The sequence below is a fragment of the Conyzicola nivalis genome, from assembly GCF_040548875.1.
GTDB lineage: Bacteria > Actinomycetota > Actinomycetes > Actinomycetales > Microbacteriaceae > Conyzicola > Conyzicola nivalis_A.
Genome location: NZ_JBEPSJ010000004.1, coordinates 253,690 through 269,030 on the forward strand (window position 1 = coordinate 253,690; position 15,341 = coordinate 269,030).

Here is a 15,341-nt window from a genome sequence, read left to right on the forward strand (position 1 = left end):
CCTGTCTTCTGGATCGGGCCGAGTTAGATATTGGAGAGGTTGTCACCGCAATTGAACACGCCCGTGGTGAGCGTGTCGAGGGCCGCCCGTGCGCTGTCCTTGATGCCGTCGCCGATCGCGTAGAAGGCGAAGGTGAGGGTTGTGCCGTCCGCGGCCTTCACGACGCCGCCGAGAGTGTAGGCGGTGTCGATCCATCCGGTCTTGGCGATGACGTTGCCGCGCGCGGCCGCGTTGGGGCCGGTGAACCGTGCCGACAGGCTGCCCGATTTGCCCGCGACGGGCAGCGCGTTGTAGACGGCACTGAGGTTCTGGCCACCCGCGGCGATCTTCACCATCAGCTTCGCCACGTACTCGGGCGGAACGCCGTTGGCCTCGCTGAGACCGGAGCCGTCTTTGATGACGAGCTTGTCGACCGGCACCCCGTAGCCGCTGAGCGCGGCCGGGATCGCCTGCTGCAGCGAGGCGGCCGATCCGCCGTGGCCGGTCTTCACCGAGACGACGCGGGCGAGGTTCTCGGCGAGCGTGTTGTCGCTCGTGAGCAGCATGAAGTTGATGAGCGAGCTCACCGGCTGCGACTGCACCTCGGCGAGCACGGTTCCCGAAGCGGCGGTTCCCGTCGAGACGGTCACGCCGGGGATGCCGAGGGCGGCGACGAACGCGGCTCCCGCACGCCCGACGGGGTCTGTGCTGCGGGGGCTCGTGATTTTGCTCGGGTCTGCCCGGTCGCCGTCGACCATCAGCGCCGTGACCTCGGAGTGGTAGCCGATCGTCTGCTCGCTGCGCTTCCAGATCGGGTCCCATTTGTCGGCGGGGTTCCAATAGCTGGCGTCGAGAACGACGTTGGTGATGGAGACGCCCGGATGCGCCTGGTCGTGCGCGGCCCGGGCGCGCGACGCGAGGTCGGCGATGCTCGGCGCATTCGTGTAGACGCTGCCGCCGCCGGCGCTGAGGGTGGGGTCTCCGCCGCCGACCAGCACGATGGTGCCGGGGGTCGTGCCGTCGACGACCTTCGTGGTCAGGCGGTAGTCGGGGCCGAGGGCCGAGACGGCGGCGGCCGCCGTGAGCACCTTCAGCACGGAGCCGGTGCGGTTGGGCACGTCGCCCTCGCGCGAGAACAGCACCTCGCCGGTCGCCGCGTTCATGACGTAGCCCTTGAGCGACATCAGCCGCGGGTCGCTCGCCGGGCCGGAGACGGTGCAGGTGCGCAGGCGGGTGGCTGCGGGGAGCGCCGGAGGAACGGAGCGGCCCGCGTCGGCCGCGGCGGGCGCCTCGGCACCCGGGGTCTCGGCGGTGGCGACGGAGGGATCGGCGCTCGCGCTGCCGACGGCCGCTCCGGCGAAGACGGCGCCGGTTCCGAGGAGGAGGAAGACGACAGCGAGCGCCGAGACCAGCCAGGCGGTCGGGTGCTTGCCGATCACGCCGGACAGGCCAGTGCGGGGGGTCGGGGTGGGTACTTCGAGCTCACTCACCCACCAATGATAAAGGCGATCGCCGCCACGCCCGCCGGGGCCGTCGTGGAATGCTGGGGGCATGAAGCTGCGCCGCGTGCACCACATCGCCATCATCGCCACCGACTACGAGCGGTCGAAGGACTTCTACACCCGGGTGCTCGGGTTCGAATTCCTCGAGGAGTTCTACCGGGAGGAACGCGAGTCGTGGATGGGAAAGCTCGCCCTCGACGGCGGCTACATCGTCGAGCTCTTCTCCTTCCCCACCCCGGCGGTGCGCCCGGGCTGGCCGGAGGCTACCGGGCTGCGCCACCTCGCGTTCGAGGTCGACGACGTCGAGGGCACCCTCGCCGAGCTCGACGCCGAGGGCGTGCGTCACGAGGAGCTGCGCTTCGACCCGAACACGGGAAAGAAGATGGCGTTCTTCTTCGACCCCGACGGCCTGCCGCTCGAGCTCTACGAGGCGTAGCGGGCTATCCGCGGAAGAACCCGAGGTCGTGCCAGTACGCAGCTGCCTGCCCGGTGCGGCGCACGATCGCGTCCGGCGCGGCCGGCGCAGGCCAGAAGGCGAGCTCGTATCGGTCGGGAGCCGGCGACGCCTCGTCGGCGACATCCTGCCGTCGGCCCGCATCCATACCGCTGGCGCTCCACCGCACCCTGTAGGTCGCTTCAGGAAGATCGGAGTACGCCGACGGATCCGACGCCCATCCCATCAGCGCCGCGCGAGGGGCGTGCGGGGCGAAGGCGGCCTCGACGATCTCCTCCCACTCGCCGACGGGCGGTGCGGCCTCGTAGACGACGACACGAACCGGGATCGAACCAGTGTGCGTGCCGGTCACGAGAAAGATGGCGCCCTCGACGGCGCAGCCGCACAGGCCGTTCGCCTGCCCGACGAAGGCCTCGTCGGGCAGCGCCGGCTCGAGCGTTCCCGTGGTGACGTGGAGCTGCGCGTAGGCGGAATGCACCAGACCCTCGAAGACAACGACCATGCGTCGAGTATGACGCGCTGCCTCTTCGGGAGGGGGTGGCGCCGTGTGCGGGCTCGGCGGGATACTCGGGGCTGATCAGAAGGGATGTCGCCCATGACGAAATCACTCACCCCGGTAGACCCGCCGCAGCTCTTCAGCAATCCGGCCTTCACGCAGGGCATGATCGTCCCGTCCGGCCCGACCCTGTTCGTCGGCGGGCAGAACGGCGCCGACGCCGACGGCACGCTGCTCGACGGGCTCGGCGCGCAGACCGAGCAGGCGCTACGCAATCTGCTCGCCGTGCTCGCCGAGGCCGGCACCGACGCCGACCACGTGGCCAAGCTGACCATCTACCTCGACCCGTCGGTCGATCCGAGCGAGGGCTACGCGGCCACGGCTTCGGTCTGGGGCGGCCGCCGCACCGCGGTCACCGTGGTCGCGGTGGCGCCGGCGCGGCCGGGAGCGCTCGTCGAGATCGACGCGGTCGCGGCGATCCCGAGCCCCTGACGGCCGCTACGACTGCAGCAGGGCGGCGAGCTCGTCGAGCTCGACGTCCCAGCCCTCGCGGTTCTGCTCGAGCCGGTCTCGGCGATAGCGTGTGCCTCCGGGGATCGACTCGAAGCCCGACTCCACGACGGTGAGCTCGCTCGACGACTCGTCGCCGGCGAGGGTGAACGTGACAACGGTGGAGTACTCGTCGAGCTCGTCGGCCGGGATGCCCGACCAGCGGAAGGCCAGAGTCTGCTGCGGAGCGATCTCCGTGATCTCGAACGGGAAGTCGCCGAAGTCCTCGTAGATGATGCGGCCGGTGCCGCCGACCTCGAACGACGTCACCTCGAAGCCCTCGCCGAACCACTGGATGAGCAGCTCCGGCTCGGTCAGCGCCGCCCAGACGCGCTCACGCGGAACGGCGAGCTGGATGGTGCGGCGGATGAGGTGGCCCTTGACTACTGCGCGGTCTGACACGGTGATCCTTTCGATCGGTACAAGAAGAGAGGGGCTATTCGCCCGGGTAGACGAGGCCGATCTGCCGGCGCACCTCGTCGAGGGAGCCCATGATGCCGACGGTCTCGCTCGGCGAGAGGATCTCGCCCGCCGGCGTGCCGGCGGCGATGAGCCGTTCGGTCTCCCAGGCCTGGAACTGCATGCCACGCTGCTCGACCGAGTCGACGTACTCCTCGACGACCGTGCCTGCGCTGTCGAACACGGTGAAGTTCGTGGGCGCGTAGAAGGTGTCGCGCAGGGCGATCCACCCGTCGGTGCCGATGACGGAGGCCGTGTTGGGCCCCGCGGTGTCGAGCGCCGTGTGCAGCACTGCCTGCTGGCCGTCGGCGTAGCCGAAGAGGATCGCGGTCTGGCGGTCGACGCCGGTCGCGGTCGGGCTGGAGATCGCGACCGTCGACTGCGGTTCGCCGAGCACGTCCCAGGCGAAGGAGACGGGGTAGATGCCCAGGTCGAGCAGTGCCCCTCCGCCCAGCTCTGGAGCGTTGATGCGGTGCTTGGGGTCGCTCGGCAGTTTCTGGTTGTGGTCGGCGATGACGGTGCGCACGTCGCCGATGGTTCCGGCGGCGAGGATCTCGCGCAGGCGCACCATGTGCGGCAGCCAGCGGGTCCACATCGCCTCGAGCACGACCAGGTTCTTGGCCGACGCGAGGTCGACGACCCGCTGCGCCTCGGCGGCGTTGAGAGTGAAGGGCTTCTCGACGAGGGCGTGCTTGCCGGCGTTCAGCACCAGCGTCGCGTTGTCGGCGTGCATGGGGTGCGGGGTGGCGACGTAGACGACGTCGACCTCGGGGTCGGCGGCGAGCGCCTCGTAGCTGCCGTGTGCGGTGGGAATGCCGAATCTCTCGGCGAAGGCGTCGGCCGATCCCTGGCTGCGCGAGCCGACCGCGGTCACGGTGATGCCGTTGGCCAGGATGTCGGTCACGAACTGCTCGGCGATCCAGCCTGTGCCGAGAATGCCCCAGCGAATTGGTCCGGTCATGTCGTTCCCCGATGTTCTGAGCGAAAAGAGTCTCGCCAATCATTCCATGTCGGCCGTACGGTTGATCCATGCCGAGCGAGCCCGAGGGTGTGCACTTCGACGGATACGACGCGTTCCGCGAGTGGATGGAGCTGAACCAGGACTCCGCCGGGGTCTGGCTCGTCATCGCGAAGAAAGGCTCGGGCCTGACCTCGGTCACCCGCGAGGAGGCCCTCGATGTGGCCCTCGAGTTCGGCTGGATCGACGGGCAGGCCAGGCGCATCGACGATGACAGCTACCTGCAGCGTTTCACACCGCGGCGGCCGCAGAGCACCTGGTCGACGCGCAACGTGCGGGCGGTGGAGGCCATGATCGCCGAGGGGCGGATGGCGCCGCGGGGCATGGCCGAGGTCGAGCGGGCCCGGAACGACGGCAGATGGGACCGGGCGTACGACGGGCCGGCGACCGCTCAGCCGCATCCGGACTTCTTGGCGGCACTGGAGAAGAACCCGGCGGCCTCGGCCTTCTACGCGACCCTCAACAGCCAGAACCGCTTCGCGATCTACCTGAGGCTGCAGAATGCCAAGCGCGACGAGACGCGGGCGAAGCGCATCGCAACCTTCATCGAGATGCTCGAGCGGGGCGAGAAGATCTACGTATAACCACGCATAGTCATCGATCTTCGCTCACGTAGTATCGGACCACATGGGCGTGTACACCGCGGGAGGGCTCCTTCTGCTGCGCGCCCGCTACTCCGCTTCCGCTCTCGCCGCTCTCGGCGCGGTCGTGTTCGTCTCGACGCTGTCGCTCGGGCTCACCCTCGGGTCGGTGCAGCACGGTGCCGCGGTCGGCGCCCGCGAAACGCTCGAGAACGCCGCCGCCCGCGATTCGGCGGTGCGGTTCACGACCCACCTCGCCGACGACGCGGCTGCCCAGTCGGATGCGGCCCACGCGCTCGTCTCACGGCTCTTCCCCGCCGGCAGCGTCGCAGTGCACGACGGCCAGCGCGCGCTCGGGGTAGACCTCGTCGGCGCGCCGGGCGTCTCGGTCGTGCTCGGCGTCGAGCCCGACCTGCTCGACTTCGCCAGCGTCGCCGCGGGCGACTGGCCGGCAGAGGGAGCGGCCGTGCAGGAAGACGCGGCGGCGGCCCTCGGTCTCTCCGTCGGAGACTCCTTCACCGTCGGAGACGCCGCGCAGCAGGTGCCGTTGACCGTCGCGGCCACCTGGCGCGCCGACGACCCGGCAGACGCGCACTGGTTCGCCGAATCGCTCGCCGGGTCGGGGCGGGCGGGGGCCGACCTCGGCCTGGTCGTGGTGCAGACCGAGGACCTGGCCCGACTGCCCACGCAGGTCTTCGCGTCGTGGACCGTCACGGCGGAGCCGTCCGCCCTCGACGACGACACCCGCGACGCGGTCGCCGCCGGCTTCCAGCAGCTCCCCGACGCGATCAAGGCCGCCGACGGCATCGTGAGCATCTCGTCCGACATCGAGGGCTCGCTGCCGTCGACCCTCGCCGCGATCTCCTCCGCGAGCCGCGGCGCGGCGGCCATCGCGACCTCGGCGATCTGCATCGTCGGAGTGCTCGGGATCGTCGCGGTGCTCCAGCTGTGCACGGTGCTCGCTGCCTCGCGGCGCCGCCACACCGACCTCGCCCGGGCGCGCGGGCTCTCCCTCGGCCAGCTCGTCGCGTCGTCGGCCGGCGAGGGACTGCTCGCCGTGGTCCCCGGCGCGGCACTCGGCGCCGTCGCCGCCGTCGCCCTGTTGGGCGGACGCAGCGTGGCCGAGGTCGCGGCGGTGTCCGGCGCGGTCGCGGTCGCGAGCCTCGGATGCCTCGTGGCCGTCTCCCTCTCCGACGTCCGCGCAGGCCGTGAGGCCGACTCCGCCGCGCGCTCCCCCGCGGGATTCTTCATCGCCGGCGGCGTCATCGCGGTGATCGCGGCGCTCGCCACCTGGCAGCTGTACTCGCGCGGCGGCGGATCGGGCACCGACCTCGTCGCCGCGACGAGCCCGGCGCTCACCCTCGTGGCGGTCTCGGTGATCGGCACTGCCCTGGTGCTCCCCCTCGCCCCCGCTCTCGCCCGCTCGCGTTCCCGGCGCGGCAGCTTCGTCGCGGTGCTCGCCGCCCGACAGGTCGCCGGCCGGGTCGTGCGCTACGTCGTGCCCGTGCTGGCCATCGCCATCGCCGTCGCGAGCGCCGTCTTCGCCACCGGCATCGCCACCACCTGGGCCGCGACGCAGCGCGCAGCGCAGTTCACCGGAACCGGCGGCGCCGTCGCCGTGTCGTTTCCCGACGAGCAGGGCGGGGCTGTGACGTCGGCGACGCTCGCCGACCTCGACGACGTCGACGCGGCATCCGCCCTCGTGCTGTCCACGGTCACCGTGGGGGCCGACACCGTCCCGTTCGTCGCCCTGCACCCCGGTTCGGCCGTGCGTGTGCTCGGGCCGCAGGCGCAGTCGTTCGCCGCGGCGCTCGAGACGACGACTCCGGATGCCCCGGGGTTCGACATCGAGCCGGGGGCACCGATCGCGGCCACGCTGGAACTCGCGGGAGACGGCAGGGAGCGCGTGGCGACATTCGCGATCGCCGTCTGGGCCGCTGACCCGCAGGGCGCACTGGTACGCGTGCCGCTCGCCGCCGGCGACACCGAGGATGCCCTGACGGCGACGGCACCCGACGGCGGCGGCCCCTGGCGGGTGCTCGCCGTGGAGTCGCAGCGCACCGGCCCCGCAGCCCCGTCGGTGGCGAGACTCACCGTCACCCTCGAGTCGCAGGAGCCCGTGACGATCAACGCGCAGGTCAGGGTCACGAGCCGCGGCTTCTTCGGCGAGGTCGACGACTCCGTGCCCCTCCCGGTCGTGGTGACCTCGGCCTACGCCGAGCGCGTCGGCGCCGTGGTGGGCGACCCGCTCACCGTCGAGCTCGACGTCTCGGGGGCATCCGTCGAATCCGAGGTCACCGCGATCGTCGACGCGATGCCGGGCGTGGCCTCACGGCTCGGGATCGCCACCGACCTCCGTGCCCTGAACCTCGCCACGCTGCGTGACGGAGCCGCACCCGTCGTGGCGAACGCCGTCTCGCTCGCGACGGCCCACCCGCAGCGGGTGGCCGCGGCCGTGTCCCGCACGGCGACGGACACCTCTCTCGTCTCTACCGAGGCCTCCACGTCGCAGCAGCCGGTGCTCGCCCCCGCCCTCACAGCGTTCTGGCTCGCCGCGATCACCGCCGCGCTGCTCGCGATCGTGGCGTTGGCGGCTTTCCTCGTCGACGACATGCGCGGTCGCCGAGGCGAGATCTCGGTGCTGAGGGCGCTCGGATTCTCGTCGCGAGACCAGTCACGCACACGCGGGGCAGAGCAGGCGGTCGTGCTCGTGTTCGCGTTCGCGGTGGGTGCGGTCGGCGGTGCGCTGGCCACGGCCGCCACCGTGGGGCCGTTCCTGGCCGCGGTCGTCCCCGCCGCTGCGGCGTACGTGCGCATCTGGCCGGCCTTCGACGTGGTGCCGTGGCTGATCTTCTGCTCCGTGCTCGCCCTCGTGATCGCCGCGGTGTGCTCCGTCGTGCTCCGGCTCGTGCGCCGGGATGCGGCGCGCGCCGTCGACGAGGAGCGGGCGTCGTGAGCCGCGGGCTGGGCACCGGCCGGCTGGGACGCAGGGCGCTGCGAGCGTTCGCGCCCGTGGCGGTCATGCTCGCCGTCGTCACCCTCGGCATGGCGGTCCTCGCCACCACGATCCCCCGTTCCGTCGACGGGTTTCTGACCGAGGGGGTGCGGTACGACGTCCGGCAGGCGACGGCCACCGTGCGCGACCTCCGCGCCGACGACTTCGTCGTATTCGACTACGGCCCCGGCACATCGGTCGACGAAATGGACGAGGGCTCCGCCGAGGTCTGGGGCAACGTCGACGACGGACTCGCCGGGCTGCGCGCGACGATACCCGGGCCACTCCGCGACGCGACGGAAGCCGCCGACTACAACGTCGTGACGGAGCCGTCGCGCTCGAAGCCCTACGCCAAGCCGGCCGCCGGGATACGCATGGGCTACGACCCGCGCTTCCTCTCCCGCGTCACCGTCGTCGAGGGCGACGCCCCGCGCACCGTCCCCGACGAGATCCCGTTCGACGCCCCGATCGACGTGATCACCACACAGGCGATCGCCGACCGGCTCTGGTGGAAGGTCGGAGAGACGCGCACCCTCGAGCTGCCCGACCGGCTGGAACAGGTCATCACGCTCACGGGCATCTTCGAGCCGAATGACGCGAGCGCCCCCTACTGGGAGCACACCTCGTACGGGCTGATCGCGTCGGTTCCCGAGGAGGCGGAGTACACCGAGGCGCTGGTCTTCGCGAACGCGGCCGGTGCCCCCGCCGCCGACGTGTCGGTGCTGAATCCGCGCAGCTCCCTCTGGTACTCGGTGCGGCCGGACGCGATAACGGCGTCGACGACGGAGGCGATCGCCAGGCAGGCGCGCGAGTTCACCACGGTCGCCCAGGACATCGGCAACCAGACGAGAATGCCGTTCCGCACGAAGCTGCCCGAGCTCCTCGACGAGGTCGCGGTGCGCAACGCGAGCTCTCAGGCGATCCTCGCCACCATCCTGGCCGGTCCGCTCGGCCTCGCGGTGGCCATCGAGATCCTCATCGCGCGCCTCGCCGTATCGCGGCTGCGGCAGAGCCTCGACCTGCTGGCTGCCCGCGGCTCGTCCGCAGCGCAGCTGCGCGTGCTGCTCGCACTGCCCACGCTCGTGATCGGCGTCGCCGCGACCGCCGTCGGAGTCGCCATCGGCCTGCTGCTTCCGGGCGGGCGGCTCGGCGTCGGCGGGATCGCCGCCGTCGCGGCGGTGGCCGTCGCGCCCGCGCTTATCGTCACGCTGCTCGGCACCGCCAGCCGCAGAAGCGGTCCCTCGCGCCTGCCGGTGGGCCGACTGCGCATCGCGGTCGAGGCGCTCGTGGCGATAGCGGCCATCGCGGCGCTCGTCACCATCACCCAGCGCGGGGTCGGCTCCGGCGAGTCGGTCGGGGTCGACCTGCTCGCCGCCGCGACGCCGCTGCTGCTCTCGCTTCTCGGCTGCGTCGTCGCCCTGAGGCTCTACCCGCTCGCTCTCGGTAGAGCGCTCGCGGCCACATCTCGCTCGCGCGCGGTGGCCCCGCTTCTCGGCATCGCGCGGGCTCTGCGCGCCGGGTCGGCCGGACTCGTGCCGATCCTCGCTGTGCTGATCGGGGTCTCGGTCGCCGTCTTCTCCGGCGTGCTGACCACCACGCTCTCCAGCGGGCTGGAGACGGCGTCGCGCGTCGAGGTCGGCGCCGACATCGGGGTGGCCGACGTGCGGTTGGATGTCGCGACGGTCGACGAGATCCGCGGCGTGCCCGGTGTCGACTCGGCCGCAGCGATCTCGACGGAGAACTTCCACTACCTGTACCCCGAAGACCAGAGCCGCGTGACCGTCACGCTCGCGTTGGTCGACAGCGCCGACCTCGCCCGGGTTCAGCGCGATCGGGCATACGCCATCCCGCTGACCGACGAGCTGCTCACGGCCGACGGCGGCGTCGTGCCCCTGCTGGTGTCGACCTCCGTCGCGGAGTCCACGCGCGGCAAGTCGAGCTCGATGCTCGACAAGTACGACGTGCGCCTGATCTCTCCCGGGGTGTACGCGCCCATCATCAGGGAGGCGCCGAGCTGGGTCCTCGCCGACCGCGTCCACGCCGAGGCGCTGCACTACGCGACCCCGACGACGGCGACCCAGGTGCTCGTGCGTCTCGAGCCGGGGGCGTCCGTCGAGAGGGTGCGGGCCGACATCCAGAGCATCGCCGGCGGCGGGGCCAGCCTCACCACTCCGGCCGACGTCGCGCAGACGATCATCGCCAACCCGGCCGTCGGCGGCATCCGCGGGGCCGCGCTGCTCGCCATCGCCGGCTCGGTCGTGCTCAGCCTCACCGCGCTCGTACTGACGACGGTCATCGACGGTCGCCAGAGGCGGCGTTCGCTCGCGCTGCTCGCCCCGCTGGGGCTGAGCGGGCGACAGGGCCGCTCGGCCGTCGCGTGGGAGCTCGCCCCGCTCTCCCTCGTCGGGCTCGTCGTCGGCCTCGTTCTCGGCGCCGTCCTGTCGCTGGTGCTGCTCACCACCGTCGACCTGCGGCCGTTCACCGGCAACGCGGTGCAGCCCGCAGTGGTCGCCGACCCCCTCTGGCTGCTCGTGATCGTGGGCGGATTCGCCGTGATCCTCACCGCAGTGGGGACGCTCGCCGCCTGGCACGCGGTGCCCCGCAACCGTTCGACGAGCCCCACCGACGAAGGATGGACCTCATGACGCTCCCCGCCGCCCCCGACATCGACTGCGTCGACCTGGTGCGCATCTTCCGCACGAAAGACGTGGAGGTGCAGGCGCTGCAAGGTCTCACGCTGCGCGTCGAGGCCGGAGACATGGTCGCCGTCGTCGGCGCATCCGGTTCGGGCAAGTCGACCCTGCTGGGCGTGCTGTCCGGGCTCGACCGGCCGTCTGCCGGACGAGCGATCGTCGCCGGGCACGACATGCTCGCCATGACCAAGGCGGAGCGAGTGACCTTCCAGCGCACGAGCGTGGGGTTCGTCTGGCAGCAGACCGGCCGCAACCTGCTCCCCTATCTCACCGCCGCGGAGAACATCGCCGCCGTGCTGGCGATAGCGCGGGGACCCAAGGGCGAGGCGCGGGTGAAGCGCGTCGACGAGCTGCTCGACCTGCTCGGCGTCGGCGACGTGCGCGACCGCACGCCGCAGGAGATGTCGGGCGGACAGCAGCAGCGCGTCGCCATCGCCGTCGCGGTGGCCAACGACCCCACCGTGCTGCTCGCCGACGAGCCGACCGGCGAGCTCGACGAGGCCACCAGCGAGGAGGTGCTCGGCGCCATGCGCCGAGTGAACGAGGAGCGCGGTGTGACGACCCTGATCGTGACCCACGATCCCACCGTGGCGACGCAGGTGCGCCGCACGGTGCAGATCCGCGACGGGCGCACCTCGACCGAGGTCGTGCGCAGCACGCGCACCGACGAGGCCGGCGACGAGTATCACGTGGCCGAGGAGTTCGCGGTGCTCGACCGGGTCGGCCGCATGCAGCTGCCCGCCGCGTTCGCGGCGAGCCTCGAACTGCGCGACCGGGTGCGGCTCACGCTCGAGAGCGACCACGTGAGTGTGCGGCCGGGGCACGACGCCGCGGCGGAAGAGGAGTCAGCATGAACGCGCTGCACACGGCGGCGATCCCGATCATCGCCGATCCGATCCTGCGGGCCGACGGCCTCGGCCGCGTCTTCAGCACCCGCGCAGGCGAGGTCGTGGCGTGCGAGGGAATCGACCTCGAGGTGTACCCGGGCGAACTGCTCGTGGTGCGCGGCGCCTCCGGTGCCGGGAAGTCGACGCTGCTGCGACTGCTCGGCGGCCTCGACTCCCCCACCAGCGGCGAGGTCTGGGTCGACGGGAGACTCTACAGCGGCCTGACCCAGGAACAGTCCGTCGAGCTGCGCCGCGACGACCTCGCGTTCGTCTTCCAGTCGTTCGGTCTCATCCCGGTGCTCACCGCGGCCCAGAACGTCGAACTGCCGCTGCGGATGAAGAACGTGGATGCCACGGCCCGCGACGCCCGCGTCGCCGAGGTGCTCGCGCTCGTCGGTCTCACCGACCACGCCGCCCAGCTGCCGGACGAGCTCTCCGGCGGGCAGCAGCAGCGCGTCGGCATCGCCCGCGCGCTGGCCGTGCGCCCGCGCCTGCTCATCGCCGACGAGCCGACCGCCCAGCTCGACAGCGGCAACGCGAGCGTCGTGATGGACCTGCTGGCCGGGCTCGCCGCCGACGGGATCGCTGTCGTCGTCGCCACCCACGACCCCGACCTGGCGGCGCGAGCCGACCGCGTGCTCGAACTGCACGACGGGCGCACCCGCTCGCAGCCGGCTCGGCACCGCGCCTGAATCGACGGGCGGCGCGGCTCAGTGCGCGAACAGCCCCCGGTAGTACTCGTAGACCCAGCCGGTGAGGGCGATCAGCACGAGCGGCACCCCGTAGAACGCGAGCCACGGGCCGAGCGCGAGGCCGAGGAACACGACCGCGAGGGCTCCGGCGAGCATCACGGGCCACCAGCTCCACGGGCTGAAGAAGCCCTGTTCGGCGTCGCCGTCGTCGACGTTCGCATCGGGACGGTCCTCCGGCAGCTCGCCGCCCTGGGCCCTGTGCGTCCGTCCGACGTAGAACGCGATGAGCGCCGCGGCGATGGCCGACAGGGTGAGCGCGACGGTGCCCGCCCACTCGATCCCTCCCCCGGTGTTGTTCGCCGTGGTCGCGAAGTCCTGCGCGTTGAAGAACACCGACCAGACGGTGTAGACGACGGCGAGCAGGGCGAAGTAGCCGGCGAGGATCCAGAACAGCTTGTTGTTGGCACCCATTGAGTGATTCTTTCTCTGCGGCGGTGCAGCACGAACGAAACAGCTCCATTCAAGTACTTAAGCGCCGTCGGGGAAACCCCCGGCGGCGACCGATATAGGGCACAACCGAAGTCGCCGCGGCTCCGAATCATCCGCATGACACGATCATCGACCGCCACCGTCGAAGCCGTCGCCAGGGCCAGCGCGATGCGCAGCTGGAACATCGGCCTGCAGACCTCTCCCACGCAGTTCTACCCGGAGTTCGGCGTCCTGCCTGCGGTGGTGCGTGTGCACGGCCAGCCGCCGACCTGGGACGCTGCCGGATTCACGCGCACCCTCGAGCTCTCCGACGGCGGGAGCGTCGTCGAGACCATCGCGGTCAGCGATCCCGGGGTGTCGTTCGTGTACGACCTGCACGACTTCCGCAGACTCTTCGGCTGGCTCGTCTCGGGTGCCCGTGCGGAGTGGACCTTCGCCTCCGAGGGCGCGACCACACGCATCCGCTGGTCGTACGCGTTCCACCCTCGCCCCGGTCGCGGCCTCGTCGTCGACGCGATCGTGCTGCTGCTGTGGGCGCCGTATATGCGCCGGGTCCTCCCCTCGATCGTGACGGCGATCGAGCGGCGGTAGCTGGGACCGCTGATTCGCGGTTGTCCACAGGCACGGCATTTTCTCCCCAGTTTCGGCCCCATTCACTCGAACACGTGTTCGAACGTGGGAAAATGTGGGTATGACAATCACCGATATCGCGGATGACCCGGGGCCGGTGCCGGCGCCGGTGCTGCAGGACGATCCGACGTTCGAGCCGCCGCCCGACGACCTGGCTCCCGGGTCCTTCTCCGCACCGTCATCCTTCGCATCGTCGTCCTTCGGGTCGCCATTGTTCGAGCCGCCGCCGGAGTGGGAGTCGATGCCCGATCCGCGCACCCTGTCTCCGCACGTGCGGCGGCAGCTGCTGTTGGGGAGGTTCCTCGACGACGCCGAGGTCGCGGACCGGCAGCTCGCGGTGTCGGCGGCGCGTCGTGCGGTGGGTATCGAGGAGCTGCGGCGCATCTCGGTGATGGTCGCCGCCGAGGAGGAGGCCGACGACCTGTCCCGGCCGCCCGGGCTGCGGGCGAACGCCGGGCAGGAGGCGGGCTGGTCGATCCGGAACCGGGCCGCGGTCGAGCTGGCGACCGAGGTCGCGGCGGCATTCACCCTGTCGAAGAACGCCGCCCGGCACCTGATCCAGGAGAGCCGCACCCTGGTCGCCGACCTGCCCGCCACCTTGGAGGCCCTGCACACCGGCACGGTCCGCTACGAGCACGCGAGGCTGATCGCCTCCACCGCCTGGTCCCTCCCCGAGCAGGCCCGGGGAGCGTTCGAACAGGAGGTGCTGCCGTGGGCGCGGACGCTGATCCTCTCCGCCTTCCGCGCCAAGGTGCTGCAGGCCAGGGAGCGGCTGCACTCGGAGTCGATGGAGGAACGCCACGAGAGGGCGGCCTCGTTCCGCACGGTGACCCTCGAGCCCGGGGAGGACGGTATCGGGTTCCTCACCATCCGCGACTCCACCGAGGTGGTCGCCGCGATCTACAACCGGGTCACCGCCATCGCCCTGCCCACCTTCGCGGGCGACCCCCGCACCCTGGCGCAGCGACGGGCGGACGTGACCACCGCGATCCTCCTCGAGGGCGACCTCTGCGCCGTCACCGACGACGCCCTCCCCAGCGGCGACGGCACCGGCACCGGCACCAGCACCGACAGCGGTGGGGACAACAGCGGCGGCGCCGGCTCGGGCCGGCGGCTCGGGCACGGCATCACCGCCCAGGTCCACATCGAGATCCCCGTCCTGACCCTCCTCGGCCAAGACACCGCCCCGGCGACCCTCGACGGCAGCATCCCGATCGACCCGGCCACCGCCCGCAGGCTCGTCGCCGACGCCCCCGGCTTCTACCGGCTGCTCACCGACCCGATCACCGGCACCGTGATCGCCTTCGACGACAAGTACCGGTACCTGCCGAAGTCCCTCCGCCGGGCCGTGGAACTCGTCGACGGGAACTGCACCGCACCCTGGTGCCACGCCACCGCCGGCGAGTCCCACGGACACCACCCCTCAGAATGGGCCGACACCCACGACACCTCCCTCGCCAACTCCGCCCTCCTCTGCGAATCAGACCACCGCACCGTCCACAACACCCGGTGGACCATGGTCAAACTCCCCGACGGCGACAAGATGTGGGTCTCACCCTGCGGCCGGATCAGAAAAGTCGCACCACACCGCCGACTCTCACCCGCCTTCGTCCAAGCAATGGCAACCGAAACCACGGCCGGTGAGACGACGACCACCGAGACAACGGCCGCGAACAGCTGGAACACCCCCGACGACCCCGACCAGGAGATGCCCTTCTAGGTCTACTGCCGAGGCGGGTGAGTTCTGGTCGGGTGAGTTCTGGGCGGGTGAGTTCTGGTCGGGTGAGTTCTGGTCGGTCGGCACGCCCTATAGCCTTCTCGGCGATCAGCACCACCCCTCGCAGTGCGCGCGGTTTGGGCAGATGATGGGTCGAGGGCCGTGCCGAGGCGGCACGGTCGACCCGTCAAGAGGACCGC

General features: G+C 71.3%; 14 protein-coding genes. 9 read left to right on the plus strand and 5 right to left on the minus strand.

All coding sequences use genetic code 11. The features are described 5' to 3' along the window. Window positions 1–23: 23 nt before the first annotated feature. Window positions 24–1,469 carry a D-alanyl-D-alanine carboxypeptidase/D-alanyl-D-alanine endopeptidase gene (gene dacB / locus ABIE21_RS15655; RefSeq protein WP_354025777.1) on the minus strand — a complete coding sequence of 482 codons (1,446 nt, stop codon included), beginning with the start codon at window positions 1,467–1,469 and terminating at the stop codon, window positions 24–26. Window positions 1,470–1,530: 61 nt separating this feature from the next. Between dacB and ABIE21_RS15660 the strand changes: the two genes are divergently transcribed. After that, window positions 1,531–1,917, plus strand: coding sequence for a VOC family protein (locus ABIE21_RS15660; RefSeq protein ID WP_354025778.1), 387 nt, complete (start codon window positions 1,531–1,533; stop codon window positions 1,915–1,917). Window positions 1,918–1,921: 4 nt separating this feature from the next. Here the strand turns inward: ABIE21_RS15660 and ABIE21_RS15665 are convergent, their stop codons facing one another. Next, window positions 1,922–2,437, minus strand: a complete 516-nt coding sequence (locus ABIE21_RS15665; RefSeq protein WP_354025779.1) for a hypothetical protein — start codon at window positions 2,435–2,437, stop codon at window positions 1,922–1,924. A gap of 93 nt (window positions 2,438–2,530) precedes the next feature. Between ABIE21_RS15665 and ABIE21_RS15670 the strand changes: the two genes are divergently transcribed. Beyond that, window positions 2,531–2,923 carry a RidA family protein gene (locus ABIE21_RS15670; protein WP_354025780.1) on the plus strand — a complete coding sequence of 131 codons (393 nt, stop codon included), beginning with the start codon at window positions 2,531–2,533 and terminating at the stop codon, window positions 2,921–2,923. Window positions 2,924–2,929: 6 nt separating this feature from the next. Here the strand turns inward: ABIE21_RS15670 and ABIE21_RS15675 are convergent, their stop codons facing one another. Continuing rightward, on the minus strand, window positions 2,930–3,382 hold the full coding sequence (locus tag ABIE21_RS15675; protein ID WP_354025781.1) for an SRPBCC domain-containing protein: 453 nt from the start codon (window positions 3,380–3,382) through the stop codon (window positions 2,930–2,932). A 34-nt stretch (window positions 3,383–3,416) separates the two neighbouring features. Next, entirely contained in the window at window positions 3,417–4,400 is a 984-nt protein-coding gene (locus ABIE21_RS15680; RefSeq protein WP_354025782.1) for a Gfo/Idh/MocA family protein, read from the minus strand. A gap of 68 nt (window positions 4,401–4,468) precedes the next feature. On the opposite strand from ABIE21_RS15680, the gene ABIE21_RS15685 reads away from it, so the two are divergent. The 5 genes from ABIE21_RS15685 to ABIE21_RS15705 are packed head-to-tail and all read left to right on the plus strand — an operon-like array spanning window position 4,469 to window position 12,305. Further along, window positions 4,469–5,041 carry a YdeI/OmpD-associated family protein gene (locus ABIE21_RS15685; protein WP_354025783.1) on the plus strand — a complete coding sequence of 191 codons (573 nt, stop codon included), beginning with the start codon at window positions 4,469–4,471 and terminating at the stop codon, window positions 5,039–5,041. 43 nt (window positions 5,042–5,084) lie between these two features. Next, the gene (locus ABIE21_RS15690) at window positions 5,085–7,994 is read left to right on the plus strand and encodes an FtsX-like permease family protein (RefSeq protein ID WP_354025784.1); all 2,910 of its coding nucleotides are present in this window, start codon (window positions 5,085–5,087) and stop codon (window positions 7,992–7,994) included. After that, on the plus strand, window positions 7,991–10,678 hold the full coding sequence (locus ABIE21_RS15695) for an FtsX-like permease family protein (protein ID WP_354025785.1): 2,688 nt from the start codon (window positions 7,991–7,993) through the stop codon (window positions 10,676–10,678). The genes ABIE21_RS15690 and ABIE21_RS15695 overlap by 4 nt, the downstream gene beginning before the upstream one ends. Beyond that, window positions 10,666–11,580 (plus strand): ABC transporter ATP-binding protein, encoded by a 915-nt coding sequence (locus ABIE21_RS15700; RefSeq protein ID WP_354025786.1) that lies wholly within the window; start codon window positions 10,666–10,668, stop codon window positions 11,578–11,580. Before ABIE21_RS15695 ends, ABIE21_RS15700 begins: the two co-directional genes overlap by 13 nt. After that, on the plus strand, window positions 11,577–12,305 hold the full coding sequence (locus ABIE21_RS15705) for an ABC transporter ATP-binding protein (RefSeq protein ID WP_354025787.1): 729 nt from the start codon (window positions 11,577–11,579) through the stop codon (window positions 12,303–12,305). The genes ABIE21_RS15700 and ABIE21_RS15705 overlap by 4 nt, the downstream gene beginning before the upstream one ends. An 18-nt stretch (window positions 12,306–12,323) precedes the next feature. On the opposite strand, the gene ABIE21_RS15710 is transcribed toward ABIE21_RS15705, so the two are convergent. Beyond that, a complete protein-coding gene (locus ABIE21_RS15710; protein WP_354025788.1) occupies window positions 12,324–12,776 on the minus strand; it encodes a cytochrome c oxidase subunit 4 in 453 nt (150 codons plus the stop codon). 135 nt (window positions 12,777–12,911) lie between these two features. Here ABIE21_RS15710 and ABIE21_RS15715 point away from each other — a divergent pair, with 135 nt between their 5' ends. Both ABIE21_RS15715 and ABIE21_RS15720 read left to right on the plus strand, forming a co-directional pair. Further along, a complete protein-coding gene (locus tag ABIE21_RS15715; RefSeq protein ID WP_354025789.1) occupies window positions 12,912–13,385 on the plus strand; it encodes an SRPBCC family protein in 474 nt (157 codons plus the stop codon). 100 nt (window positions 13,386–13,485) lie between these two features. Further along, window positions 13,486–15,144 carry an HNH endonuclease signature motif containing protein gene (locus ABIE21_RS15720; protein ID WP_354025790.1) on the plus strand — a complete coding sequence of 553 codons (1,659 nt, stop codon included), beginning with the start codon at window positions 13,486–13,488 and terminating at the stop codon, window positions 15,142–15,144. Window positions 15,145–15,341 lie beyond the last annotated feature (197 nt).